Origin of the sequence: Arenibacter troitsensis (genome assembly GCF_900177645.1) — a bacterium.
Classification (GTDB): domain Bacteria; phylum Bacteroidota; class Bacteroidia; order Flavobacteriales; family Flavobacteriaceae; genus Arenibacter; species Arenibacter troitsensis.
This window is the reverse complement of the sequence record NZ_FXAO01000003.1, coordinates 176795-201552: the sequence shown is the minus strand read 5'-3', so window position 1 is coordinate 201552 and position 24758 is coordinate 176795. Positions and strand designations below refer to the sequence as shown.

Annotated in this window: 23 protein-coding genes; 9 read left to right on the top strand and 14 right to left on the bottom strand. The window is 39.8% G+C overall.

The annotated features are described in order from the left end of the window. Nucleotides 1–95: 95 nt before the first annotated feature. From B9Y87_RS22165 to B9Y87_RS07975, 6 genes are all read right to left on the bottom strand, one after another. Nucleotides 96–416 (bottom strand): DUF6787 family protein, encoded by a 321-nt coding sequence (locus B9Y87_RS22165; protein ID WP_085497902.1) that lies wholly within the window; start codon nucleotides 414–416, stop codon nucleotides 96–98. Between the two features lie 30 nt (nucleotides 417–446). Continuing rightward, nucleotides 447–902 (bottom strand): DUF6146 family protein, encoded by a 456-nt coding sequence (locus B9Y87_RS07995; protein ID WP_085497900.1) that lies wholly within the window; start codon nucleotides 900–902, stop codon nucleotides 447–449. Nucleotides 903–1067: 165 nt separating this feature from the next. Then, the gene (locus B9Y87_RS07990) at nucleotides 1068–1700 is read right to left on the bottom strand and encodes a DUF937 domain-containing protein (protein ID WP_085497898.1); all 633 of its coding nucleotides are present in this window, start codon (nucleotides 1698–1700) and stop codon (nucleotides 1068–1070) included. 85 nt (nucleotides 1701–1785) lie between these two features. Further along, nucleotides 1786–2736, bottom strand: coding sequence for a D-2-hydroxyacid dehydrogenase (locus tag B9Y87_RS07985; protein ID WP_085497896.1), 951 nt, complete (start codon nucleotides 2734–2736; stop codon nucleotides 1786–1788). Between the two features lie 159 nt (nucleotides 2737–2895). Further along, nucleotides 2896–3960 (bottom strand): 3-phosphoserine/phosphohydroxythreonine transaminase, encoded by a 1065-nt coding sequence (gene serC, locus B9Y87_RS07980; protein WP_085497895.1) that lies wholly within the window; start codon nucleotides 3958–3960, stop codon nucleotides 2896–2898. Nucleotides 3961–4175: 215 nt separating this feature from the next. Beyond that, nucleotides 4176–5237, bottom strand: coding sequence for an acyl-CoA reductase (locus B9Y87_RS07975; protein WP_085497893.1), 1062 nt, complete (start codon nucleotides 5235–5237; stop codon nucleotides 4176–4178). Between the two features lie 86 nt (nucleotides 5238–5323). Here B9Y87_RS07975 and B9Y87_RS07970 point away from each other — a divergent pair, with 86 nt between their 5' ends. Next, entirely contained in the window at nucleotides 5324–5674 is a 351-nt protein-coding gene (locus B9Y87_RS07970) for a 4Fe-4S dicluster domain-containing protein (RefSeq protein WP_072861327.1), read from the top strand. Between the two features lie 168 nt (nucleotides 5675–5842). On the opposite strand, the gene B9Y87_RS07965 is transcribed toward B9Y87_RS07970, so the two are convergent. Beyond that, complete coding sequence (locus tag B9Y87_RS07965) at nucleotides 5843–8518, bottom strand: TonB-dependent receptor (protein ID WP_085497891.1); 2676 nt, start codon at nucleotides 8516–8518, stop codon at nucleotides 5843–5845. A 170-nt stretch (nucleotides 8519–8688) separates the two neighbouring features. Between B9Y87_RS07965 and ychF the strand changes: the two genes are divergently transcribed. The 4 genes from ychF to B9Y87_RS07945 all read left to right on the top strand — a co-directional run bounded on the left by ychF (nucleotide 8689) and on the right by B9Y87_RS07945 (nucleotide 15778). After that, complete coding sequence (gene ychF / locus B9Y87_RS07960; protein WP_085497890.1) at nucleotides 8689–9783, top strand: redox-regulated ATPase YchF; 1095 nt, start codon at nucleotides 8689–8691, stop codon at nucleotides 9781–9783. 319 nt (nucleotides 9784–10102) lie between these two features. Next, on the top strand, nucleotides 10103–11965 hold the full coding sequence (locus B9Y87_RS07955; protein ID WP_085497888.1) for a DNA topoisomerase IV subunit B: 1863 nt from the start codon (nucleotides 10103–10105) through the stop codon (nucleotides 11963–11965). 45 nt (nucleotides 11966–12010) lie between these two features. Then, nucleotides 12011–14686, top strand: a complete 2676-nt coding sequence (locus B9Y87_RS07950; protein WP_085497886.1) for a DNA gyrase/topoisomerase IV subunit A — start codon at nucleotides 12011–12013, stop codon at nucleotides 14684–14686. 135 nt (nucleotides 14687–14821) lie between these two features. Next, nucleotides 14822–15778 carry a sterol desaturase family protein gene (locus tag B9Y87_RS07945; protein ID WP_085497884.1) on the top strand — a complete coding sequence of 319 codons (957 nt, stop codon included), beginning with the start codon at nucleotides 14822–14824 and terminating at the stop codon, nucleotides 15776–15778. A 339-nt stretch (nucleotides 15779–16117) separates the two neighbouring features. Here the strand turns inward: B9Y87_RS07945 and B9Y87_RS07940 are convergent, their stop codons facing one another. The 3 genes from B9Y87_RS07940 to B9Y87_RS07930 are packed head-to-tail and all read right to left on the bottom strand — an operon-like array spanning nucleotide 16118 to nucleotide 17741. After that, nucleotides 16118–16927 carry a TerC family protein gene (locus tag B9Y87_RS07940; RefSeq protein ID WP_085497882.1) on the bottom strand — a complete coding sequence of 270 codons (810 nt, stop codon included), beginning with the start codon at nucleotides 16925–16927 and terminating at the stop codon, nucleotides 16118–16120. A gap of 2 nt (nucleotides 16928–16929) precedes the next feature. After that, entirely contained in the window at nucleotides 16930–17310 is a 381-nt protein-coding gene (locus B9Y87_RS07935; RefSeq protein ID WP_245808678.1) for a DNA topoisomerase IV, read from the bottom strand. Nucleotides 17311–17360: 50 nt separating this feature from the next. Then, nucleotides 17361–17741, bottom strand: a complete 381-nt coding sequence (locus B9Y87_RS07930) for a helix-turn-helix transcriptional regulator (protein ID WP_085497877.1) — start codon at nucleotides 17739–17741, stop codon at nucleotides 17361–17363. A 299-nt stretch (nucleotides 17742–18040) separates the two neighbouring features. Here B9Y87_RS07930 and B9Y87_RS07925 point away from each other — a divergent pair, with 299 nt between their 5' ends. The 3 genes from B9Y87_RS07925 to B9Y87_RS07915 all read left to right on the top strand — a co-directional run bounded on the left by B9Y87_RS07925 (nucleotide 18041) and on the right by B9Y87_RS07915 (nucleotide 20379). Beyond that, nucleotides 18041–19168: a M14 family metallopeptidase gene (locus tag B9Y87_RS07925; protein WP_085497874.1), complete on the top strand. Its 1128-nt coding sequence runs from the start codon at nucleotides 18041–18043 to the stop codon at nucleotides 19166–19168. Between the two features lie 85 nt (nucleotides 19169–19253). Beyond that, the gene (locus tag B9Y87_RS07920; RefSeq protein WP_031444145.1) at nucleotides 19254–19733 is read left to right on the top strand and encodes an Lrp/AsnC family transcriptional regulator; all 480 of its coding nucleotides are present in this window, start codon (nucleotides 19254–19256) and stop codon (nucleotides 19731–19733) included. Nucleotides 19734–19857: 124 nt separating this feature from the next. Further along, the gene (locus tag B9Y87_RS07915; RefSeq protein WP_085497872.1) at nucleotides 19858–20379 is read left to right on the top strand and encodes a DinB family protein; all 522 of its coding nucleotides are present in this window, start codon (nucleotides 19858–19860) and stop codon (nucleotides 20377–20379) included. Here B9Y87_RS07915 and B9Y87_RS07910 read toward each other — a convergent pair. Both B9Y87_RS07910 and aroB read right to left on the bottom strand, forming a co-directional pair. Continuing rightward, the gene (locus B9Y87_RS07910; protein ID WP_085497871.1) at nucleotides 20376–20702 is read right to left on the bottom strand and encodes a hypothetical protein; all 327 of its coding nucleotides are present in this window, start codon (nucleotides 20700–20702) and stop codon (nucleotides 20376–20378) included. The two genes, B9Y87_RS07915 and B9Y87_RS07910, sit on opposite strands and share 4 nt — an antisense overlap. Nucleotides 20703–20819: 117 nt before the next feature. Beyond that, nucleotides 20820–21881, bottom strand: coding sequence for a 3-dehydroquinate synthase (gene aroB, locus B9Y87_RS07905; protein WP_085497869.1), 1062 nt, complete (start codon nucleotides 21879–21881; stop codon nucleotides 20820–20822). A gap of 93 nt (nucleotides 21882–21974) precedes the next feature. Between aroB and B9Y87_RS07900 the strand changes: the two genes are divergently transcribed. Then, nucleotides 21975–23141, top strand: coding sequence for a proline dehydrogenase family protein (locus B9Y87_RS07900; protein WP_085497868.1), 1167 nt, complete (start codon nucleotides 21975–21977; stop codon nucleotides 23139–23141). Here B9Y87_RS07900 and B9Y87_RS07895 read toward each other — a convergent pair. After that, entirely contained in the window at nucleotides 23138–23518 is a 381-nt protein-coding gene (locus B9Y87_RS07895; protein WP_085497866.1) for a hypothetical protein, read from the bottom strand. The genes B9Y87_RS07900 and B9Y87_RS07895 overlap by 4 nt on opposite strands. A 3-nt stretch (nucleotides 23519–23521) precedes the next feature. Next, nucleotides 23522–24721: an alanine dehydrogenase gene (locus B9Y87_RS07890; protein WP_085497864.1), complete on the bottom strand. Its 1200-nt coding sequence runs from the start codon at nucleotides 24719–24721 to the stop codon at nucleotides 23522–23524. Nucleotides 24722–24758 lie beyond the last annotated feature (37 nt).

Sequence of the window (24758 nt, the reverse complement as noted above, 5' to 3'; positions counted from 1 at the left end):
TATCCTGAACCCAACTTGGACATTCCATAATTACCCAGAACTATTGGATCTGTATTTCCGTAAAATGAATGGCTTGTTCTAAAGTATTTCTTCGTTCACTTAAGAATGAATCCTAATCCCATACGGCTCAACATCTTTTTTTCGAATTCCCAAAAGAATTTGAACTGACCGAACAACCAACCATATATCACTAAGAGGAATTGATAAATGGGAAAAATTAATAAAATTCTAAAGACTAAATAAATAAGCCCTCCCCACAAAAAATCTGGGGAAAAATTTTCCCTATTTAGTCCAATCCAATTTAGAAAGGGTTTTGCGGCGTAAACCGCAGATGAACCAGTAATGGAGAATACTATAAAAATTATCGCGAGCTGCAAATTGGAGCTAACTCCCCAACGTTGTTTTAATTTCTTCATGCCTTAAAAAATCGTTACAAAGATAACTTTTTATACTCGCGGAACAAATGGTCCCAATCTTTGATTGTATTTACGCTGAAAATAAATAAAGTAATTGTACAATTTATAATTTACCTCATACCCGTAATCTATATTAGGATCATAATCGATACGAAGCTCATAAAGATTGGAATTATATCTAAAGGGTTGCATTACCCTCTGGTTCCATTCTATAACCATAATTCTATTCCTGTTTTCCAGGAAGGATTGGGAATAATAGCCTTCTGGTCTAGCAATACTCTGAAGCCAAAAATCGAAGCCCGGCTCTATTATAATAATTTCATATTCGGTTTTATCATCCCTAATGGTTATGGTATCTCCCTCTGTTTGGGAAAAAGCAGCCTTCTCTTCGTCAGTAACCGCAATAGCCTGCTTGCTACTGGTACAATTGGCCATTGATAAAACAAACAGGGTTATCACCCCAAAGTTTAAAAAAATCTTTTTCATCGCATATAAGTTTTAAAAGATCATGGGTATGATGTATGATTATGTAGTTTTTTAAGTCCATTTCCATGGATCAACTGGATACAACATCACCCCAATTACTTCCTATAAGATACAAAAAAAGCCATTTATGTTACAAATGGCTTTCCTTATATTATGTTAAAACTGTTACTTTCCAAAAAGTCCGCCAAGCAAACCTCCCAATCCACTTTTCTTTTTGCTAGTTCCCATGACCATACCGGCAACATCGTCCAGTACACTGCCGTCACCATCCGCATCCAACAAAGTTGTAATTAAATTCTGGTTCTGTTCTGGTTGCCCACCAAGCATACTTCCCAATAGGCTACTAAGACCATTGGCATCATTTACATTGCTCTGTGCCTTTTCCTTGCCCAAGTAGGCCATTACCAAAGGCGCGGCAATTTTTAGAATTTGGGCAACTGTCCCGGCATCCAAGCCAGATTTCTGGCTTAAGGCATTTTCAACATTGGCTTGTTTTCCTCCAAAAACATGACCTAAAATACCAGCACCATCATTAATAACAGAGGGATCAACACCGCCACCAAACAAACCTCCAAGATTATCCAACAACCCGCCATCATGTTTGGAAGAAAGGGCGTTCATTAGACCTTCGGCCCCTTTTGGGGAAGAAACGTTCTTCTTCATGGCACCCAATAAAAGTGGCATGGCCATACTTAGAACGTCTGCTGTTTTGTTTTCCGGTTGTCCAGTTTGATTTGCAACTCCGCTAATTAATTGTTTGCCCATTGGGCTGCTTAAAAGATCCAATAATCCCGACATTTATAGTAGTGTTATAATTAGTATTTAATATGTCTTAATATACAAAAAAGAGTTTAATTAAGCCGATTTTTTTTTTGCCATCATGTTATTTATAAAGATCGATAATCTGGGTGGCCAGTTCCATTCCTATCCTATCCTGGGCTTCTTCCGTTGCCGCCCCGATGTGAGGACTAAGGGAAATATCAGGATGCATTAATATCCGTAGTTCCGGTATAGGCTCGGATTCATAGACATCCAAACCTGCAAAGGCCACTTTACCTTTTTCCAGAGCATCAACAAGGGCCACCTCATCCAGGATACCCCCACGCGCAGCGTTTACAATGCCAACACCGTCTTTCATTAATTCAAACTCTTTTTTACCAATAATATAGGATTTTTGGGCAGGAACGTGAAGACTTATGAAATCGGCCGTTTTCAACAAATTTTCCAAGGGCGTGCTACTTAGGTCAAAAGAAATTGATCGGTTATCAAAAAAAGGAACGGTCACAGTGGCCTCATCCAAAAAAGGGTCGGTAAAAATAACTTTCATACCAATCCCCAAAGCTATTCTGGCAGTTGCCACTCCAATTCTTCCAAACCCAATAATACCCAAAGTCTTACCTCGTAATTCTATACCTTTGGCATAGGCATTTTTAAGTTTCTTAAAATTACTATCGCCTTCCAATGGCATATTTCTGTTGGCGTCGTGCAAGAACCTTACACCGCTGAACAAATGGGCAAAAACCAGTTCGGCCACAGAGGAAGATGAGGCTTCCGGAGTATTGATGACATGTATGCCCTTGGATTTGGCATATTCCACATCTATATTATCCATTCCCACACCACCGCGGCCTATGATTTTCAAGGCAGGGCAACCATCTATAACATCCTTAAAAACTTTAGTGGAGCTTCTGACCAGCAGTACTGAAACCTTATTTTGATTTATGTAGGATATAAGCTGCTCTTGTGCCACATTCACCGCCAAAACCTCAAAACCGGCATTCTCCAAGGTCTGTTTGCCACTTTTTGATATTCCGTCGTTTGCTAAAATTTTCATGCTAAATGTTAAGTGTTAATAATTATACTTTAAGATTTAATGTTGGAACAATACTGATCCATCCAGGTCATTTAAGGCATATTTTGTTGTATTGCATTGTTACTGGCATTGGTAAAATAGTGTTCTACAGTAAAAGGCCCAAGACCCACAATTGAACTATTATGCTTTTCGCTCCAATTCGCTCATAACATCTACCAAGGTTCCCACGCTCTCCAAGGGAAGGGCATTGTACATAGAAGCTCTGTAACCTCCAACGGAACGGTGACCGTTGATCCCACTAATTCCAGCTTCCTTGCACATTCCTTCAAATATATCCTTCAGTTTTTCCTCTGCCAAGGTAAAGGTTGCGTTCATATTGGAACGATCTTCCTTATGGGCGTAGCCCTTGAACAACGGATTCAAATCTATCTCAGAATACAATAGCTGGGCTTTCTTTTCATTTATCTCTTCAATAGCCGCAATTCCTCCCAACTTTTGAAGCCACTCCAACGTAAGCATGGAAACATATACTGGAAATACAGCAGGGGTATTGAACATGCTTTCCTTCTCTATATGTACCTTATAATCCAGCATAGACGGAATTTTTCGACTTACCCTTCCCAGGATTTCCTCTTTTACCACGACTAAAGTGGTCCCGGCAGGACCCATATTTTTCTGTGCACCGGCATATATTAGGTCGAATTGTGAAAAATCCAGTTGTCTGGAAAATATATCGGAACTCATATCACAAACCAAAGTGGCTTCCGTTTTTGGAAATTTCTTTATCTGTGTTCCAAAAATGGTATTGTTGGAGGTAAGGTGCAGGTAGTCCAAATCGTTAGGAATGGAATACCCCTTGGGAATATAGCTAAAATTCTCATCTTTGGATGAACCTACTTCAATGACCTCTCCAAAAATCTTAGCTTCTTTTAGCGCTTTATCAGCCCAGGTACCTGTATTAAGATATCCGGCCTTCTTTTCCAATAAATTGTAGGCTACCATTAAAAACTCCATGCTAGCACCGCCTTGTAGGAACAAAGCCTGATAGCCCTTGCCTTCCAAATCCAATAGCTCCAAGGCCAAGGATCTGGCTTTATCCATTACAGCGACAAAATCCTTGCTTCTATGTGAAATTTCGATTAGGGAGAGTCCCAATCCATTAAAATCCATCACGGCCTCAGAAGCTTTTATGATTACTTCCTGTGGCAGAATACAAGGTCCGGCACTAAAATTATGTTTCTTCATTTATCACTAATTAGGGTTAAATAAATATTGCATAGCATCTGAGAGTGTTTAAAAAAAATATTGCAATTTTCGAGTGGCCAGGAACTTAAATATTTTTCCATTAGTCCGTACTATGCTATTTATTGGGTTATTTTTAAATTCAATTTCAAATTTTTCAAAGGATAAAGGTCATAAATATTTTAGGAAGTAGGGTAGTGCCCTGCCAAATTATTGTATTATGTTTTCAACAAAAAATCAACAGTATCAATATTATCCGCATAATCCGTTAAAGATGGTTTTTGGGTTTGTCCAAAAGTCACCTCATTTTCAATAAATCCATTGGCCACCAAGCATTGAATCCTATCCTTTTCATGGGCCAGCCTAATTTTTAATTCCTCCGGGGATTCATAAAATTCGTAAAAAACGGTCGCAATGGGCGAAGCATAATTTTTATCCTCCTTCAACATTAGGAAACCATTTTCCAAAATTTTATATAAACTCATTAGGTACACGGCCTTGTTATAATCATAGTTGTTGGCGTACTTATGTTGTTCAATAATGGTGTTAAAAGGGTAAAGGGCTTTAAAAAGGGCATCAAAATTATAATTTACCGGAACAAATAATTTGGAAACACTTCTACAGCCCAATCCGTAATACCTAAAAATGTCCTCGCCCAAGGCGGCCAACTCATCATTGGTTTCATTCCCGCTAAGGATGGCCACCGAATTTCTATTTCTCCTAATGATATTAGGTTTTTTTCCGAAATAGTGTTCAAAATATCGGGACGTATTGTCGCTTCCCGTCGCAATAACCGCATCAAAATCTTCCAGTTTACCTTCTGAAAAAGAAATTTGATCTTTTAAGGAAGGCTCCACTTCAATTAAATATTGAGCAATAAAAGGCAATAAAATTTTATCGTTGGAGGATAATTTCACTATGACTTTGTTTCCTGTTATCAGAGCACTTAGGAAGTCATGGAAACCCACCAATGGAATATTTCCCGCCATGATCAAGGCAACCGTCTTAGGCTTGTTTTTATTCAAATCATAGGAGGATAACCAACTTTCAAGTTGTGAAAGGGCCAGTAAATCTGCCCAATTTTCCAAACTAAATAAAATATTATCTGGAGTAAACCAGCCATTTCTATGTCCGGCCAGAATAAGTATTTCATCGAATTTTACAAACCATGTATACTGATTATCATCTATTTGAGTTTTGTTTTTAGCATATTTGCAGTATTCTTTAAAAAAACTACCAAGTTTAACAAAAGCATTAAGTCTATGTCTAAGGTCAGTCATTATATTTGTAAAAGATTTTATTAGGCTTTACCTTTGTACAAAAGTATTGATACTGAAATTAAATCAGCATAAAAGAAATATAAATTATGGCAATTATAATAACAGATGAGTGCATAAATTGTGGAGCTTGCGAACCTGAATGCCCAAATACTGCAATTTATGAAGGTGCGGATGATTGGCGCTATAGCGACGGAACCCTTTTAAAAGGTGATGTTGTGCTACCCAATGGGAAGGCCGTTAATGCGGACGAATCACAGGAGCCGGTAAGCGACGAGATATATTTTATTGTCCCAGATAAGTGTACGGAATGTAAAGGATTCCATGATGAACCCCAATGTGCCGCCGTGTGTCCGGTAGATTGCTGTGTGCCTGATGATAGCCACGTTGAGACTGAAGAAGAGCTATTGGGCAAACAACGTTTTATGCATCCTGAATAGATCCTATTTTAGGTCCTATGAGCATAAATTAATTGTAGTTGCATGGGAGGTGCTTTAGTTTTTTCAACTATTTTATGGCTTCCGGAGTAAAGACAAGGGTACTTGTCCATGTTTAAATATAAAAAAGGCTGCTTAATAGCAGCCTTTTCTATTTGGATTTGATATCCTTTAAAATGTAAATCCTATTTTGGCGTAATAATAGGCTCCACCAAAGCCCATTTGTACAGAGTCCCAATAACCTCCTCCTTCAACCCAGTCGTCCTGTTGGTCTGGGTAAACATTAAATAGGTTATTGGCGCCTACATTTAATTTAAGGCCTTCACACAATTGATATCCAAAGACCAGATCTGTTACCAACCGGGCACCGTAGGTATCCGTTGCCTGATTGATCTGGTCCTCAAAACTGTCATAATCGGAGGTAGGCTCATACATTTGGTAATCCAACAGCTCCACCTTGCTGAAATGGGTAAAGGCCAGGCCTGCATCAAATTTGTCCCTATTGTAATTCATATTCAGGGTGAATTTGCTTTTTGGGGCCGAGGCTAAAAGGAACCCCTTATCCCTTTCCCCAAAAAAGGTTTCCGCATCCAGGCTGCCATTATTAACCTTATCTATTTTCATATCATTAATATTGCCCGTAAAAGTGGCAGATAACCTATTGTCGTCAAAACTCTTCTTCCAAGCCAGAACTATATCCAAACCTGTAGTCTTGGTATCCACGCCATTTACAAAAAATTGTGCCGCCTCTACATTGGGAATTTGGGGTGCATCAAAATTCCCAGTGAGCACTATACGATCGTCCACCTTAATATAGTACCCGTCCACAGTTGCTGTAAAATCGCCAAAAGTCGCCGTAAAACCTAGGCCCGCGTTAAGGGCTTTTTCCTCCGTTAACTGATCTATTCCAAAGGAAGCCGTTACGGGACTGTTATTGGGAGACAACAAGGATTCCAAGGCTGCCCCACCAACAAAATTGGTAAACTGTAGATTATAATATTTTTGGGCCAAGGAAGGGGCTCTAAAGCCCGTACTTACGGAACCTCTTATGTTAACATTGTCCGATGCCTTTAACCTTGCCGCCAATTTTCCGTTTAGGGTACTTCCAAAATCACTGAAATTTTCGAATCGCGCTGCGGCACTCAAGAGAAAGGTCTCAGAGAGGTCAAACTCCCCATCGGCATATAGGGAAAAGTTGCTTCTACTTCTATCCACTTCGTTCTTGGGACTGTATCCTGGAAAACCTTGGGAGCCTCCCGGACGGGGATCGCCCGAATCCGGATCGATGGGCTGGGTTTGGTTGGCTGGATCCGTAATTAAAAGGCCGTTAACGTCATAAGTGCCCCAGGATCCCTCCTCACCAGCGAAAATCACAAAATTTTCCGTTCTATATTCGGCACCAAAAGCCAAGTTCATACCTTCCAGAACATCTTCATAATACTTGGAAAAATCCAAATTTACAGTGTTTTGTAAAAGACTATGTCCTCCCGCATCAAAATCGGTAGGGGATACCTCTTCCAAAGAAGCGTTAAGGGTTCCTTTTATATAATAATGAAAATTATTCTTGCCATAGGTATTGCTGATATCCATTTTCCAGCCATTATCCAATTCCGTCCTAAAACCGGCCGAGAAGGAATTGTCTATGATATTGGACGTAATCCTAGGGGTAAACCCATTGGGATAGATGGACGGGATTACCCTATTTCCTCCATTTCTTGTAAAGGCATAGGCATCGGTATCCCTATAGTTCCTACCGCCAAACGCATATAATTCCGAATTATCGGATAAGGGAACCGAGGCATTCAACATAATATTAAATCCGTCAATGGCCGCCTCCCCGAAACCTCTTCTAAAATCGAATCCAGGTCTTAAGGTCTTGTTCTTGCTGATATATTCGGTTGTAACATTTACAAAACCACCATCATTGCCTATAGCGGCACCAAAATTTACGCCTGCCTTTAGGGAACCCCCATCAAAACGCTGGTCACTTCCAATTGCATTTCCATCCTTTTCCGTATCCAAGCGGTTACCATCGGTATTGGGTGTGCCCGCAGGAAAATCGCCTTTCGCATTGGTGCTGTATGCACCATAATTCACAAAGCCTGAAACCTTATTGGTCTGATCTTTTAAAACAATATTGATGACCCCGGCAATGGCATCCGAACCGTATTGGGCAGCGGCGCCATCGCGCAATATTTCTATACGCTTAATGGCCGATGATGGAATAGCGTTTAAATCGGTACCTGTATTGCCGCGACCCCTAGTTCCGAAGATATTGATCAAGGAGGATTGATGCCTTCTTTTGCCATTGATAAGCACCAAGGTCTGATCTGGTCCCAGCCCTCTAAGGGTTGCTGGATCTATATGGTCGGCACCATCTGAGCCCGATTGTTTATTAGCGTTGAACGAAGGGGCAGCATATTGCAATAACTCGTTTACCTCCACCCGGCCAGTTTGGGTAGAAACTTCCGCAATATCAATAACATCTACCGGTACCGCAGTATCGGTGGATGTACGTTTAGGGCTTCTGGAACCCACTAACTGCACCTCATCAAGCATCATTCCACCGGACAAGGTAACATTGACAACCGATTTTCCGGAGACCATCTCCTCTTGGGTATCATATCCAATATAACTAAAGACTAGGGTAGCATTATCCATGACCGAAATTTGATACTTTCCATCAAAATCGGTGGTTGTGCCGTTGGTAGTACCTTTTTCCACAATGTTAACCCCCACCAAGGGTTCGCCACTTTCATCCGTAATACTACCGGATACCGAATTTTGTGCAAATGTCAAGATAAAATTGCCCAGCACAAATGCCGTAAAAAAGAAGACTTTTTTCATATTAATGGTTTTAAGTGTTTCAACTTCTAAGTTAGGTATTTTATTTTATGTAATTATGATTGTCATTGTATGTTCTTTAATGCACATAAATAGTATCTTTGCAGCTGTTTTAAAAAAAAGCTGGGAAATAGAATTAGAACCATGTTTCCCGTTTAATATAGATCTCGACCATGAAAGCAGGTATTGTAGGATTGCCAAATGTAGGAAAGTCCACACTTTTTAATTGTTTGTCCAACGCAAAGGCCCAAAGTGCCAATTTTCCTTTTTGTACCATTGAACCCAATATTGGAGTGGTAAATGTACCGGATACACGATTACAAAAATTGGAGGAACTGGTAAAACCTGAAAGAGTTTTGCCTGCCACTGTGGAGATCGTAGATATCGCGGGTCTGGTAAAGGGGGCCAGTAAGGGTGAAGGACTTGGTAACCAATTCTTGGGCAATATTCGCGAAACAGATGCTATTTTGCATGTACTGCGCTGTTTTGATAACGAGAACATTGTGCACGTAGATGGTTCCGTAAACCCGGTCAGGGATAAAGAGACCATCGATATAGAGCTTCAGTTAAAGGATCTGGAGACCGTAGATAAAAAACTTGAAAAAGTAAAGCGTGCGGCCAAGACTGGAAACAAGGAAGCCCAAAAGGAGGAGGCGGTTTTATTAAAGATAAAACAAGGCCTTGAAACAGGTACCTCTGTACGTGCCTTGGATATCAGCAAGGAAGATCGTGCTGAATTTGTGAAGCCTCTACAGTTCATTACGGATAAGCCGGTAATGTATGTATGCAATGTGGATGAGGATGCAGCCACTACTGGCAATGCCTATGTGGAGCAAGTTAAGGCTGCTGTTGCCAATGAAAATGCTGAGGTAATCTTTTTGGCCGTAGGGACCGAAGCCGATATTACGGAATTGGAGAGTTATGAGGAACGACAAATGTTCTTGGAAGATTTGGGACTGACCGAACCAGGTTCTGCCAAATTGATAAGAGGGGCTTACAAACTATTGGACCTGGAGACCTATTTTACCGCTGGGGTGAAGGAAGTTAGGGCTTGGACCATTCCTGTGGGCGCTACGGCACCACAAGCTGCTGGGGTAATACATACCGATTTTGAAAAGGGGTTTATTCGGGCAGAAGTTATTGCTTACAACGATTTTGTTTCCTATGGTAGTGAAGCCAAGGTTAAGGAAGCCGGAAAAATGCGGGTAGAAGGAAAGGAATACATTGTTAAGGATGGCGATGTAATGCATTTTAGGTTTAACGTTTAAGGAACAATACAGCGGTAAACCAAAATTTACGGAACCCTCCAAAGCCCTCTTAAAGGTAACAAGGTTTTAATATTCCCAATTCCATTATTTTCCCTTAAGCAGGGCAATTATGGACATGGTTTGGTGTGGCTCCAAGGAATCGATAATTTTTTATACTTTTGCCATTGCTATTCTTCTTCCAGTTAGGAATTTAGGATGCAAACGACCCCTTACTATCAACAAATCGTTGGTTTCCTTTGTTAATTACTTTAACGCTTAGGGGTTTCATCTTTTTATAACACTTGCTATATTAGCAACACTTTGGATAAAGCCCTAGACCATGTCAGATAACGCCCAATACACAGAAGATAATATTCGCTCATTAGATTGGAAGGAACATATCCGGATGCGTCCAGGAATGTACATTGGTAAATTGGGCGATGGATCTTCTGCGGACGACGGTATTTACATCCTTCTAAAGGAGGTTATAGACAACTGTATAGATGAGTTTGTTATGGGCGCGGGTAAGACCATAGAAATTTCCATAAAGGACAATATGGTCAATGTGCGGGATTTTGGCCGGGGTATACCTTTGGGAAAGGTGGTGGACGTAGTTTCCAAAATGAACACCGGTGGTAAGTACGACTCAAGGGCCTTTAAGAAATCTGTTGGTCTTAACGGGGTTGGTACCAAGGCGGTAAACGCTCTATCGAGCTTTTTCAAAGTGGAGTCCTCCAGGGATAATATGCTGAAAACCGCAGAATTCCAGCAAGGAAACCTTGTTGCGGAAGTAGGCCCGGAAGACACCTCAAAGCGAAAAGGAACCAAGGTATCCTTTACCCCTGACGAAATTATCTTCAAAAAATACAAGTACAGGAACGAGTATGTAGAACGCATGCTCAAAAATTATGTATACCTCAATCCCGGTCTCACCATAATATACAATGGGGAGAAATTCCATTCCGAAAACGGACTAAAGGACCTTTTGGAGGATAATAACAATATTGAGGACATGACTTACCCCATTATTCACCTAAAGGGTAACGATATCGAAATTGCCCTAACGCACAGTAAAACGCAGTATAGCGAAGAATACCATTCATTTGTCAATGGACAAAATACCACCCAGGGCGGAACGCATCAGACAGCATTCAGGGAAGCCATAGTAAAAACGGTAAGGGATTTCTACGGCAAAAATTACGATCCGTCCGATGTGAGAAAATCAATTATTTCCGCTATCGCCATTAAGGTAATGGAACCGGTTTTTGAGAGTCAGACCAAGACCAAATTGGGGTCTACGGATATGGGGGGCGACCTACCCACGGTGCGTACCTATATCAACGATTTTGTTGGGACCCAACTCAACAATTATTTGCATAAGAACCCGGATACCGCGGAAAAGCTCCAACGTAAAATTATGCAGGCAGAGCGGGAGCGAAAGGAACTCTCCGGGATTAGAAAATTGGCCAAGGACAGGGCCAAGAAAGCTAGCCTGCACAACAAAAAATTAAGGGATTGCAGGGTACACTTGGCCGATTCCAAAAACGATCGTTGCCTGGAAAGCACCTTGTTTATTACAGAGGGGGATTCAGCTTCGGGTTCCATAACAAAATCAAGGGACGTAAATACACAGGCCGTATTCAGCTTAAGGGGTAAACCTTTAAACTCCTATGGCATGTCCAAAAAAATTGTGTATGAGAACGAGGAGTTCAACCTTTTACAGGCTGCATTGAACATAGAGGAATCCATGGAGGATTTAAGGTACAATAAAATAGTTATTGCTACGGATGCCGATGTGGATGGTATGCACATTCGACTTTTGTTGATAACTTTCTTTCTACAATTTTTCCCGGAACTCATAAAGGAAAATCACCTATATATACTTCAGACACCGTTGTTCAGGGTTCGTAACAAAAAGGACACCTATTACTGTTACAGCCATGAGGAGAAATTACAGGCCATTGAAAAGTTAACGGGGAAACCTGAAATAACCCGATTTAAGGGGTTGGGCGAAATCTCACCGGATGAGTTTCAACATTTTATTGGCGAAGACATTAGATTGGAACCGGTAATGCTGGACAAAGCAATGTCCATAGAAAACCTTTTGGAGTTTTATATGGGCAAAAACACCCCTGACCGTCAGGAATTTATAATCAACAACCTTAAAGTAGAGGTAGACCTAGTAGAGGAAAACCAATTATAAACCTGCCTGCCGATAAGCAGGCCAAACTAATACGAATCTTTCTTTATGGAAGAGAATGAAGAACTGAACGAAGTACCTAAAGAAAATCAAGAAGATGCCCAGGATACCCTCACCAAGGTTACGGGGATGTACAAAGACTGGTTTTTAGATTACGCTTCCTATGTTATTTTGGAGCGTGCAGTACCTGCTATAGAAGACGGATTCAAACCTGTTCAGCGGAGGATAATGCACGCCTTAAAGGAGTTGGATGACGGCCGATACAACAAAGTAGCCAATGTTGTGGGGCACACCATGCAGTACCACCCTCACGGTGATGCCAGTATTGCGGATGCCATGGTGCAAATTGGCCAAAAAGACCTTTTGATAGACACCCAAGGTAACTGGGGAAATATATTGACCGGAGATAGTGCAGCCGCATCCCGTTATATCGAGGCCCGTTTGACCAAATTTGCCCTTGAAGTCGTATTTAGCCCAAAAATTACAGAGTGGCAGCTCTCTTACGACGGAAGAAAAAAAGAACCTGTAAATCTCCCTGTTAAGTTTCCACTTTTACTGGCACAGGGCGCAGAGGGCATCGCAGTGGGACTCTCCACAAAGGTGCTTCCGCATAATTTTAATGAGCTAATTGATGCATCCATAAAACATCTTAAAGGACAAAAATTTACCCTTTACCCAGATTTCCCTACCTCTGGAATCATAGACGTCAGCAACTACAATGACGGATTAAGAGGAGGTAAGATCAGGGTTAGGGCTAAGATACATCAGTTAGACAAGAATACATTGGTTATCAAGGAAATACCATATGGCACCAATACCTCTTCTTTAATAGATTCCATCCTTAAAGCCAACGAAAAAGGGAAGATAAAAATCAAAAAAATTGAGGACAATACCGCGGCAGAAGTAGAAATTTTGGTACACCTACCATCAGGATTGTCACCAGACAAAACCATAGACGCCCTTTACGCATTTACCTCTTGCGAATCTTCCATATCACCGTTGGGTTGTATCATTGAAGACAACAAACCGCTCTTTATTGGAGTAACCGAGATGTTGCAGCGCTCTACGGATTACACCGTGGAACTATTAAAGGCCGAATTGGAAATACAGTTGGGAGAACTGGAAGAACAATGGCATTTTACCTCCCTTGAGCGTATTTTCATTGAAAATAGGATTTATCGGGACATTGAAGAAGAAGAGACCTGGGAAGGTGTTATAGCGGCTATAGATAAAGGCCTTGCCCCACATACAACCCACTTAAAAAGAAAGGTTACCGAAGATGATATTGTTCGTTTGACCGAAATTAGGATCAAAAGGATCTCCAAGTTCGATTTGGACAAGGCCCAACAATATCTAGATAGTCTTGAAGAAAAGATTGCCGAGGTAAAACATCATTTGGCAAACCTGATCGACTTTGCCATCAGCTATTTCAAATCCCTAAAGGAAAAATATGGAAAGGGCCGGGAACGAAAATCCGAGATCCGAATTTTTGATGATATTGAGGCTACCAAAGTAGTTATAAGGAATACAAAATTATACGTAAACCGAGAAGAAGGCTTTGTTGGAACATCCTTAAAACGCGATGAATACGTAACCGATTGTAGTGATATTGATGATATTATTGTTTTTACCAAAGAAGGAAAAATGATGATTGCCAAGGTGGATTCCAAAATCTTTATAGGCAAGAACATTATTCACGTGGCCGTATTCAAGAAAAAAGACAAACGGACCATCTACAACATGATCTATAAGGATGGAAAAGGCGGAGCCAGTTACATAAAAAGATTTAACGTTACGGGAATTACCAGGGACAAGCCGTACGACCTAACCAACGGTAAACCGCAATCCGAAGTTCTTTATTTTTCCGCCAACCCCAATGGGGAAGCTGAAGTAATCACCGTCCATTTGAGGCAAGTGGGCAGTATAAAGAAACTGAAGTGGGATATAGATTTCGCCGATGTGCTGATAAAAGGAAGAGCCTCCAAAGGAAATATCGTCACAAAATATTCCATTAAACGCATAGAGCTAAAAGAAAAAGGGGTTTCCACGCTAAAACCGAGAAAAATATGGTTCGACGAAATAGTCCGGAGACTCAATGTGGATGGCCGCGGAGAACTACTTGGGGAGTTCAAGGGGGATGATATGTTGCTGGTCGTCACCCAAAAAGGGGTGGCAAAAACCTTTATCCCCAATCTGTCCACCCATTTCGATGAAGATATGGTGGTTTTGGAAAAATGGAATCCCAACAAACCATTGTGCGCTATATATTTTGAAGGTGAAAAAGACCGCTATTACGTAAAACGCTTTATGATAGAAAACGAAAACAAGGAGGAATTGTTTATTTCAGAACACCCAAAATCGTTTCTGGAACTCGTTTCTACGGATTGGCGGCCAGTAGTGGAAATTGAATTTTCAAAACCAAGAGGTAAGGATGCAAAGCCCAATCAAATTATTGATTTAGAAGATTTTATATCTGTTAAGGGAATAAAAGCTTTAGGTAATCAATTGACTTCAGATAAGGTAAAAAATATAAATGCTTTGGATCCACTTCCCTTTGAAGAACCCAAAGAAAACGAAACCAGTGAGATAGAGGTTGTGGACGAAGAAAGTATTGTGGCCGATCAAAAAATGGATTCCTCAAACAACGGTATAAGTACAGGGGGATCCAAGAAAGAAAAAAAACCGAGTAAAGATGATGATGACGGACAAACCGCTCTTTTTTAGTACTTTACATAGGAATCGGCATTATGAAAATTTCGCTGACACCTTTTTTTATAATATTAATTAATGGTTATTTGGGATATTTCCTAAAGGAAATACCCTAAGAATAACCTATATTTGCACAAATTGATTTTTTTTATGGATTTCACCAACCCTCTGGTATACGGAGTTCCTTGTTTTATAGCTTTCATTTTATTGGAACTTACTTATAGCAAGACACATGGCGACGATCATTTATATGATTGGAAAGATTTGGCCGCAAGCGGATTTATGGGTGTTGGATCGGCTATAATTGCGCCTTTGATCAAGGTGATATCGGCTATTGTAATATTTGAATATACCTATGACTTATTCAACCCTATTACCGATGGGGTCAGGACCAATATTCTTGGATATGAATCTTTCGGATATGCTTGGTATGTATGGCTTCTTTGTCAGCTAGCGGACGATTTTACGTATTATTGGTTCCATAGGGCCAACCACGAGGTACGCATTTTATGGGCCGCACATATAGTGCACCATTCCTCGGATAACTTTAATCTAGGTACAGCCGTTCGCAACGGGTGGTTCACTATATTGTACAAGCCCCTCTTTTATATGTGGCTCCCCGCCATAGGCTTTCCACCAGAAATGGTCGTTGTGTGCCTAGGAATCGAAGCTTTATGGCAATTTCAGTTACATTCGGTTTACATCCCAAAGATGGGATTCATTGAAAAAATATTCAACACCCACACCATGCACCAAGTGCACCACGCCCAAAATGTGGAATATTTGGATAAAAATCACGGGGGTTTCTTAAATATATTTGATAAAATGTTTGGAACTTGGAAGGAGCTTGATGACGATATTGATGTCAAGTATGGGGTTATTCACGCACCCAACTCCCACAATCCCGTAGTTATCCTAACACACGAGTTTAAGGATATTTACAATGATGTTAAGAAATCGAAAAAATTATCGCATGCCCTGATGTATATTTTTGGTCCCCCAGGATGGAGTCCGGACGGGAGTACGCTTACCGTAAAACAACAACAGCGATTATTTAAGAAACAAAAGAGCTCGAATCCAGAGGTAGCCTTTAGTCGGCCCAATTAGCACATTCCGTCATTTCAAACAAACTTCGTTCGTCCTTTAGATCTATGATTTTACAATACGTTTAAGGAACAAACCTTAAAGCCCGTGGTCTAAAAAACCCGAGTTAAAGAACCATTGGGTGCGATACCTTGCATAGGAACAATAATTCTTGGGCTACATTATAGCCTTCTTGCAATGCCTATAGAATTACCACAAGCCAATACATACGTCTGCCACAACAATAAGCCCTTTGTCAACAATAATTCATTTTATTCGGTCAAAGCCGGATCTTTAATTCTTTTTAATTTCAGTTGCAACGAAAACAGGCGCAATTAAAAAGAACCCACCTAAAACAAGCCGTTACTCCTTGACTTCCGACGGCTTTTCCTTGTTCCTTTGCATGCGTATATTGAGAAATTCCACAAATAAGGAGAAGGCAATGGCAAAGTAAAGGTAGCCTTTGGGAATTGCCCCCACTTCATTGCCGAAGAATTTGGCGTGACTTAGATGTGCCGCCTCCATGATCAACATAAATCCGATAAGTATTAAAAAAGATAGAGCCAGAATCTGCATGGAAGGATGGGCGCTTATAAATTGTCTTATTGGATTGGCAAAGACCATCATGATAATGATGGAAATAACCACGGCAATGATCATGAGCAATAATGCATCACCGGGCTTGTTGCCTATACCATTGGTCATACCAACAGCAGTAAGGATGGAATCTATGGAAAAAATAAAGTCGATTAGAACAATTTGAACAATGGCACTGGATAAGCTGGTAATACCCTTGGCACTAACTTGGTTCTCATCGTGCTCGGGCATTTCTATTTTTTCATGAATTTCGGAGGTACTTTTATACAACAGGAACAGCCCCCCAAAAAACAAGATCAAGGCCTGACCGCTTATTCCCATATAAACCCACGAGCTTTCTATATAGAAAAATGGATTTTTAAGCCCAATTAAGAAGGAAACGGCAAACAACAATATAATCCTTTGCACCATAGCCAAAAGCAGCCCTAGATTCGTTGCTTTGGCCTGTAGTTTTCTCGGAAGTTTGTTAGCGATTATGGAGATGAAGATAATATTGTCTATTCCTAGGACGATCTCCAAAAAGGTAAGGGTAACCAAAGCCACCCATGCATCGGGAGAAGATAAGATTTCAAACATAGTTATTGTATTTTAATTGCGGTTCCCTTGGATTTTTTGGTGCTACCCACAACGTTATATTCAAATGTATACGAATTATCGCTTGTGGACAATATCTTCATATGAATTGATTTCTCTTCGGCCATACTCTTTGGATGAAGTTTTTTTACGATATACTCACAATCATTTATCCATCTAATGGAAGAGGTATCCACTTTCCCCTGAAAAAAATCCAATTCAATACTGTCTTTTCGGACAAATGTGGTAGTTAGCTTTTCCCCGTTGATCTCTGCGGTAAAGGAAAATTTTCCATTTTTAAAGTCGGCGCAATTGCGTTCAGGCTGATAACAAGAGCATACCACAAGCATGAGTAGCAGCACCCCAAAAGTCATGTTTTTAGTCATGACACAAAATAAAGAAATTTGATGCTGAAAACAGTCGAAAAACGAATAATTCAACTTCCTTTATCCGAATAGGATTTAAAACTACCGTCGGAATAAAAAATAACTATTTTATCTATAGCCTCGGAACGTGGCAAGTCAGCATGGGACTCCACATTCTTTACATCCACTTTCGACTCGGGTTCCTCGTTGGGGGCAGCTTTGGCCTTCTTGGGAAAAGAGCCCTTACCGAACAACAGCCAATACAGATCAACATCCGGAAAAGAAGTAACGACCTTAAGAACAAATTCCAGACTGGGTTTATTTCTGCCCGCCAAAAGATGGGAGATACTAGATCTCTGAACACCTATAGTGTCGGCAAACACGGAAGCCGACAGATCATGGAACTTCAAAATTTGATCTATTCTATTAATAAATTCAGTAGTATTCACAATTGTAAATATATATTTACAAAAGTAATATAAATTAGTCTAATTCTCATGGGGAGTACCCTGTTTAAAGGGAATAAATATTAATCTAATACTTTAGATAACAATGCCAATTAAATTGACTAATAATAATATGTATTTATACTATAGATAAAGCAAATTTTTTGGCCAATAGCAAAAACTGGATCCAACAGCTTCAGTTTTGGCATGTTTGACTAGTTTACATTTGTAATAAATGTAATTTACAAATGTAAAATATTTTGATACTACCTTTGCACGGTACAATTAAAACCAGAGTCTTGCGCATGCCGTTAAATTATAATGCTATAAGGGAAGAAACGATAAAAGGCAGATACGTTACGGATAAGGACATTGACCCATTTCTACATACTGTCGCCAAAGATTTTATTGTCCAAATCGAGGGATTATCTGTGGAAGAACGGGCTATAAAAAGTATAGTGCTTGGAAAGGGAAAATTAAAAATTTTGATGTGGTCCCAAATGCATGGAAACGAGTCCACCACAACAAAAGCTGTTTTGGATTTAATAAATTTTTTAAAGTCGGGTTCAGATCTGGCCAGTAGCATTTTAAAAAACTGTACCCTTAAAATTGTTCCCATATTAAATCCGGATGGAGCCATGGCCTACACTAGGGTCAATGCCAACGGAGTGGATTTAAACCGGGATGCCCAGGAAAGGACCCAACCTGAAAGTATCGTTTTAAGAAAAATATACGAGGATTTTAAACCCAATTATTGTTTTAACCTTCACGACCAACGCACTATTTTTAATGTAGGAAATACTCCAAAACCCGCAACGGTTTCCTTTTTGGCACCTGCACATGACCCAGAACGCAGTATTTCCAAAACCAGGGGGATTAGCATGCAATTGATTGTGGCCATGAATCAAGAACTGCAAAAGTTTATCCCTGGTCAAGTGGGAAGATACGATGATGGGTTTAACAGCAATTGTGTTGGTGATACATTCCAAATGTTGCATATACCTACCATATTATTTGAGTCTGGTCATTTTCCTGGAGATTATGAGAGGGAAGAGACTAGGAAATATATTTTTACGGCCCTGGTAAAGGCTCTAGAGGTAATCTCAAAGGGGACCATTAATCAATACAAAATGGATTCCTATTTCAATATTCCGGACAACAACAAATTATTTTATGATGTAATGATGAAGAATATCCACATTCTGGAGCCCAAGTATGAATTAGGCAACAGTGCCGCCATCCAATTTGTGGAAACCTTGGTTGACGGTAAGATTGAATTTAAAGGGAAATTGGAAGAAATAGGGGATTTACAAGGTAAATTTGGCCACAAAACATATAATTGTCTATTTTCTAAGGACTTAAAAACGCTCAAAAACAACCCAGAGCTTATGGACTTACTCGGTATCAATGGAATATTTTTTCAAAAAATGTAAAAAAGTTACGGTTTTCATAAAAAAATGATGTATTCATTACATTTAATTCTATATTTTATTATTTTTGCATTTAAATTAAATACTAATGGGTAAAGTAAAATTAGACGAAATAGACCACCAAATTCTGGATATGTTAATTGACAATACCAGAACACCATTTACCGATATAGCAAAAAAGCTTCTGATTTCCGCAGGAACGGTTCATGTTCGTGTGAAGAAAATGGAGGAAGCAGGCATCATCAAAGGATCATCCCTGACATTGGATTATGTTAAACTTGGATATGCCTTTATTGCCTATGTGGGTATATTTTTGGAAAAAACGCATCAAACGAAGTTTGTATTGGAGCGATTGAATCAAATCCCAAATGTTACTGTAGCCCATATTACTACAGGGAAATTCAATATCTTCTGTAAAATACGAGCCAAGGATACGAATCATGCCAAAAATATTATTTTTAAAATAGATGATATTGATGGTATCGATAGAACCGAGACAATGATTTCATTGGAAGAAAGCATCAACGACAAAAAACGTCTAATGCACACGATCTTCAACGAAATGTAATTGATTTTTAAAGACAAAAAATGTAAAAGGTCCCAGGCAGTTTTTGTTTGGGATTTTTTGTTTTGAAGTAGGTTGGAATAAATAAGGCATATTTTGCCCAAAGCAATCTTTTAATATTTACAAAATGATAAAATCCGATTTACCCAAGGAGGCATACGATCAGTTTTACGGAACTTATTTATCCGTATTGGATGAAAGCGAATTAAACGTCTTATTGGCCAATGGAAAAACCGAGTTTGCCCAGTTTATTGAAAATATTCCGGACAATAAATTGCACAGTTCCTATGCAATGGGTAAATGGACCATAGCGGAAGTAATTTTGCATATAATTGATGCCGAACGAGTTTTTCAGTATAGAGCCCTGCGTTTCCTGCGGAATGACCAGACACCTTTGCCTGGTTTTGATCAGGATTTGTTTGTTAAACAATCAAATGCCAACAAGAGAGGCAAGGATAGCCTTATAGCCGAATTTAAAGCTGTTAGGGAGGCATCCATAACCCTATTCAATAATTTGGAGAATGAAGAACTTTCCCGTACCGGGATAGCCAGTAATATAGAATGGACCGTAGGGGCATTAGGATTTGTTATATGTGGTCATTTAAGACACCATCAACAGATTATTACCTACAAATACCTACAAGCCTAATCCCATTTGGATTCCTCTTCATCATTGTTTAATTCCGGCTCCAATTCATCTGAAGGAGATTCGAATGTTTCGGATTCTGACTGGTCTTCCAATTCCCTTTCCATATTATCCTCAAAATTTGAAATAAAACTGGCCAGGCTTTTACTGATCTTTACAAGATAAATGGTATCATCTGTCTTTACTTCCACGGCTTCAATAATTTCCCCATGGACATTTTTGAACATAATGATATCTTCGTCTCCGTAGCCGTAAGGATACATTTCAATTAGGCGTGCAGCTACCTCATGACTCAGTTTTTTGTAATCTACAAGTTTACGTAACATAACAGGTGGTTTAATCCCAAAAAACAAGGGCGGTTATTAACACAACCTAAACTATATAATTTTATCAATCAACCTCATAAAGAGTTGTAAAAGCGTCAATTATAGTATACGTATCCTCTATTCCGCGTAGTAAGCAAAAGCTTCTTCCAGTAAATCCGGGGTAACTTTTATATCGATCGCGGGTTCACCTATTTTTTTCAACAAAACAAAATTGATGTTACCATGGGAATTTTTCTTATCAAATTTCAACAAGGTAAGAATGGTGTCGATATCCTTTTTTTCAAATTCTACCTTTTTATATCTTTCGAGAAAGGTGGCCTTAATATCCTCCAAAGCATTCTTGCCTAGGCCTGTTAGTTTATGTGATAGATAACCTTCCAGTATCATTCCAACCGCAATGGCTTCGCCATGCAATAGTAGCTCGTGATCTTGGCTTTCCAGGAAATAGGATTCTACGGCATGTCCCAAGGTATGTCCGTAATTTAGGATTTTTCTAAGATGCTGTTCCGTGGGGTCCTGTTGTACCACTTCATTTTTTATGGCCACCGACCTTAGGATATAATCATCCAAATTATCAAAATCCGAAAGGCCTTTTAAGGTTTCCCAATAGGCAGCATCGCTTATAAGACCATGTTTGAGCATTTCGGCAAAACCACTATTCAACTGTCTTTGGTCCAACGTATTTAGAAAGTCGGTATCCACCAACACTATTTGGGGCTGATTAATAATCCCTACCTGATTTTTTAGGGGACCAAGATCTACACCGGTTTTTCCCCCAACGGAGGCATCTACCATAGACAAGAGGGTAGTGGGTACATTTATAAATTCTATACCCCGTTTAAAACAGGAAGCAACAAAGCCTCCAAGATCCGTAACTACGCCGCCGCCAAGGTTTATCATGGCACTTTTTCGATCCGCATCCAATTCGGACAAAACTTCCCAGACTTGTGTACAGGTAGCTATGTTTTTATTGATTTCCCCTTCTTCTATTTCAATAATCTCAAAATCGTATTCGCCTTCAATTTTCGACATAAAAATAGGCAGACAGCAATTATGGGTGTTTTCATCTACCAGAATAAATATTTTGGAATAATTGGATTTTGCCAAATGACTATTAAGGGCCACATAGGCCGTTTCATTAAAATGTACAGAGTAGGAGGGTGTTGTAATAGAATTCATTAATTGATTTATTTACGGCAAAATAAACATTATTTTAAATGATAAGAATATAAAATCTGTACTTATATTTGAATCCTTAATAAATTCACAGGAATGAAGGAAATTTTTGAGGACACGGCAACTGCATTTGCACTTAAAACCGACTCAGAATTAGAAAGGGCATATTTTTTATTCAAACTCATTGCCAACGAACCTTTGGTTAAAATAGGCACTGCCGTAACCAACTTTGCCATAAAGGCACACTTACCAGTTGAAAAGCTTATCAGGGCCAGTGTTTTTGATCATTTCTGTGGAGGAGTGAACGAGGAAGAGTGTTTGGTGGTAGCCGATAAAATGTTCGAAAAGGGAGTAAGCACCATTTTGGATTATTCCGTAGAAGGGCAAGAAGTGGAAAATCAGCTGGATTCCTGCTATGAAAAAGCCTTAAAAACCCTGGATTTTGTTAAAGAATATGCGGCCATACCTTTCATAGTCTTCAAGCCAACCGGTTTTGGACGTTTTAAACTTTATCAAAAGATTACGGAAGGCCACAGCCTTAACAAAGATGAACAAGAAGAATGGCAACGCGTTGTAAATAGATATGACAAGGTCTGTAAAAAAGCCCATGATCTGGAAGTTTCTATTTTGATAGATGGGGAGGAAAGCTGGATGCAAGGGGCAGCAGATGAACTGGCGGAAGCGATGATGCGGAAATACAACAAAAAGAAGGCTATAGTTTTCAATACCCTGCAAACTTATAGATGGGACCGTCTTGATTATTTAAAAAGACTTCATAAGGATGCCTTGGAAAACAATTATTTTATAGGGATGAAAGTGGTCCGCGGAGCCTATATGGAAAAAGAAAATGACAGGGCCGGGGAAAAAGGGTATCCATCCCCGATCTGTGAATCCAAAAAAGCCACAGACGAAAATTTTGATAATGTAGTGGCCTACATGGTGGAAAATTTGGACACTATGTCCCTTTTCGCAGGAACACATAATGAGATAAGCAGCTACCGGTTGATGGAATTAATGGAGGCCGGTAATATTGAACACAACGACCCTAGAATTTGGTTTGGGCAACTTTATGGTATGAGTGACCATATTTCCTTCAATTTGGCTAAAGAAGGATATAATGTAGCCAAATATTTGCCTTTTGGACCAGTCAAGGACGTAATGCCCTATCTAATTAGACGGGCGGAGGAAAATACCTCCGTAGCAGGCCAAACCAGCCGGGAACTCACCTTATTGAAAAAAGAGCGTAAGCGAAGAAAAATCTAAAATGCGACACTTTCTATAATGGCCTTTTGGGAACAATTTTTCACTTTCAAGATCGCCGCTTTATCTTTTACCATACCCTCAATAAAATAAGTTTTGCAAGGTTTGGTCTTGGTCTCACTTTTGCCAAAATCCACATCGCCATTATATAAGAAACCATTTATATCGGTACTGTCCAAATCCTTTTGTTGGATTAATTGAACAATGGCGTCCGAATAGGAAATTTGCTTGGTCCTAATATCCTTTAGGGTCCTACAATTTGGAAAGTAGCAGAATTCGGTACCGGTTTCCTGTGATTTTTTCTTTAGGAAAATCGTCAAAAAAACCAAGCCAATAGATAATCCAAAAAGAAAGAAGCCCAAGCGCTTTAAAAATGCCATAAATTAAAAAATAAGAAAATTAATATCGCTATAAGAGAGGTCGAACCACTCTCCAACGGATTTATTGGTTAGGATGCCGTGATATAGATATAGCCCGTTGCGCAGGCCCTTATCAAATCGCAAGGCATTCTCAAAACCACCATCTTCCCCAATCTTCAATAAATAGGGGGTAAAAATATTACTAATGGAAATAGAAGCTGTTTTGGGATATCTCGAAGGAATATTGGGAACTCCATAATGTAATACTCCATTTTTGACCTTTATAGGTTTGTCGTGGGTAGTAACCTCACTAGATTCGAAACAGCCACCCATATCGATACTCACATCGATAATTACTGCCCCTTTCTTCATTTGCTCCATCATGGTGGTAGTTACCACAACAGGTGACCTATCCTTGCCACGGGTAGCGCCAATGGCCACATCGCAACGCTTTAATGCCTTCAATAAGTTTTTGGGCTGTATGGTGGAAGTGTAAACGGTCTGTCTTAAATTGGTTTGGATACTCCGTAATTTGGTAATGGAATTATCAAAGACCTTTACATTGGCCCCTAGTCCAATAGCCGATCTGGCCGCAAATTCGCCCACGGTGCCAGCTCCAATAATCACGACCTCCACAGGAGGAACACCACTAATATTTCCAAACATAAGGCCATTACCTTTGTTTGTAGCGGCCATAATTTCAGAGGCGATCAATACCGAAGATATACCGGCTATTTCACTCAACGAGCGCACTGCCGGATATTTGCCGTCGTCATCCCTTATATATTCGAAGGCAATAGCGGTAATCCTCTTTTTGGCCAGTTCCTCAAAATACTTCTTGCTTTGGGTCTTGATCTGCAGGGCAGAAATGATGGTGGATTGTGGATTGATCAACTGGATTTCCTGTAAGGTAGCAGGCTCCACCTTTAAAATTATAGGACAGGCAAAAACTTTCTTGGTATCCCTTGTTATTTCGCCCCCGGCATTGATGTAATCCACATCGGAATAATTGGCACCATCTCCAGCTCCGGATTCAATTAGAATTCTGTGTCCATTGGCTGTAATGGCATTTACGGCATCTGGGGTAAGACAAATTCTCTTTTCTTGATATTGGTTTTCTTTTGGAATCCCAATAAAAAGCTCCCCTTTTTGTCTCAGGATTTCCAAAGTTTCTTCTTGGGGCAGTAATTGCTGCTTGCTAAACGGTGAGGAATGTTGGCTCATATGTTGTAAATCTGTCAGATATATATCGATATGTATC

What these genes read in the sequence shown, in the direction of transcription:
- B9Y87_RS07965 (WP_085497891.1), bottom strand. Translation starts at nt 8,518, where the DNA reads ATGAAAAAAGTCTTCTTTTTTACGGCATTTGTGCTGGGCAATTTTATC.
- B9Y87_RS07945 (WP_085497884.1), top strand. Translation starts at nt 14,822, where the DNA reads ATGGATTTCACCAACCCTCTGGTATACGGAGTTCCTTGTTTTATAGCT.
- B9Y87_RS07935 (WP_245808678.1), bottom strand. Translation starts at nt 17,310, where the DNA reads ATGACTAAAAACATGACTTTTGGGGTGCTGCTACTCATGCTTGTGGTA.
- B9Y87_RS07895 (WP_085497866.1), bottom strand. Translation starts at nt 23,518, where the DNA reads ATGGCATTTTTAAAGCGCTTGGGCTTCTTTCTTTTTGGATTATCTATT.
- B9Y87_RS07910 (WP_085497871.1), bottom strand. Translation starts at nt 20,702, where the DNA reads ATGTTACGTAAACTTGTAGATTACAAAAAACTGAGTCATGAGGTAGCT.
- B9Y87_RS07970 (WP_072861327.1), top strand. Translation starts at nt 5,324, where the DNA reads ATGGCAATTATAATAACAGATGAGTGCATAAATTGTGGAGCTTGCGAA.
- aroB (WP_085497869.1), bottom strand. Translation starts at nt 21,881, where the DNA reads ATGAATTCTATTACAACACCCTCCTACTCTGTACATTTTAATGAAACG.
- B9Y87_RS07900 (WP_085497868.1), top strand. Translation starts at nt 21,975, where the DNA reads ATGAAGGAAATTTTTGAGGACACGGCAACTGCATTTGCACTTAAAACC.
- B9Y87_RS22165 (WP_085497902.1), bottom strand. Translation starts at nt 416, where the DNA reads ATGAAGAAATTAAAACAACGTTGGGGAGTTAGCTCCAATTTGCAGCTC.
- B9Y87_RS07990 (WP_085497898.1), bottom strand. Translation starts at nt 1,700, where the DNA reads ATGTCGGGATTATTGGATCTTTTAAGCAGCCCAATGGGCAAACAATTA.
- B9Y87_RS07955 (WP_085497888.1), top strand. Translation starts at nt 10,103, where the DNA reads ATGTCAGATAACGCCCAATACACAGAAGATAATATTCGCTCATTAGAT.
- B9Y87_RS07940 (WP_085497882.1), bottom strand. Translation starts at nt 16,927, where the DNA reads ATGTTTGAAATCTTATCTTCTCCCGATGCATGGGTGGCTTTGGTTACC.
- B9Y87_RS07920 (WP_031444145.1), top strand. Translation starts at nt 19,254, where the DNA reads ATGGGTAAAGTAAAATTAGACGAAATAGACCACCAAATTCTGGATATG.
- B9Y87_RS07890 (WP_085497864.1), bottom strand. Translation starts at nt 24,721, where the DNA reads ATGAGCCAACATTCCTCACCGTTTAGCAAGCAGCAATTACTGCCCCAA.
- ychF (WP_085497890.1), top strand. Translation starts at nt 8,689, where the DNA reads ATGAAAGCAGGTATTGTAGGATTGCCAAATGTAGGAAAGTCCACACTT.
- B9Y87_RS07915 (WP_085497872.1), top strand. Translation starts at nt 19,858, where the DNA reads ATGATAAAATCCGATTTACCCAAGGAGGCATACGATCAGTTTTACGGA.
- B9Y87_RS07985 (WP_085497896.1), bottom strand. Translation starts at nt 2,736, where the DNA reads ATGAAAATTTTAGCAAACGACGGAATATCAAAAAGTGGCAAACAGACC.
- B9Y87_RS07925 (WP_085497874.1), top strand. Translation starts at nt 18,041, where the DNA reads ATGCCGTTAAATTATAATGCTATAAGGGAAGAAACGATAAAAGGCAGA.
- serC (WP_085497895.1), bottom strand. Translation starts at nt 3,960, where the DNA reads ATGAAGAAACATAATTTTAGTGCCGGACCTTGTATTCTGCCACAGGAA.
- B9Y87_RS07995 (WP_085497900.1), bottom strand. Translation starts at nt 902, where the DNA reads ATGAAAAAGATTTTTTTAAACTTTGGGGTGATAACCCTGTTTGTTTTA.
- B9Y87_RS07950 (WP_085497886.1), top strand. Translation starts at nt 12,011, where the DNA reads ATGGAAGAGAATGAAGAACTGAACGAAGTACCTAAAGAAAATCAAGAA.
- B9Y87_RS07975 (WP_085497893.1), bottom strand. Translation starts at nt 5,237, where the DNA reads ATGACTGACCTTAGACATAGACTTAATGCTTTTGTTAAACTTGGTAGT.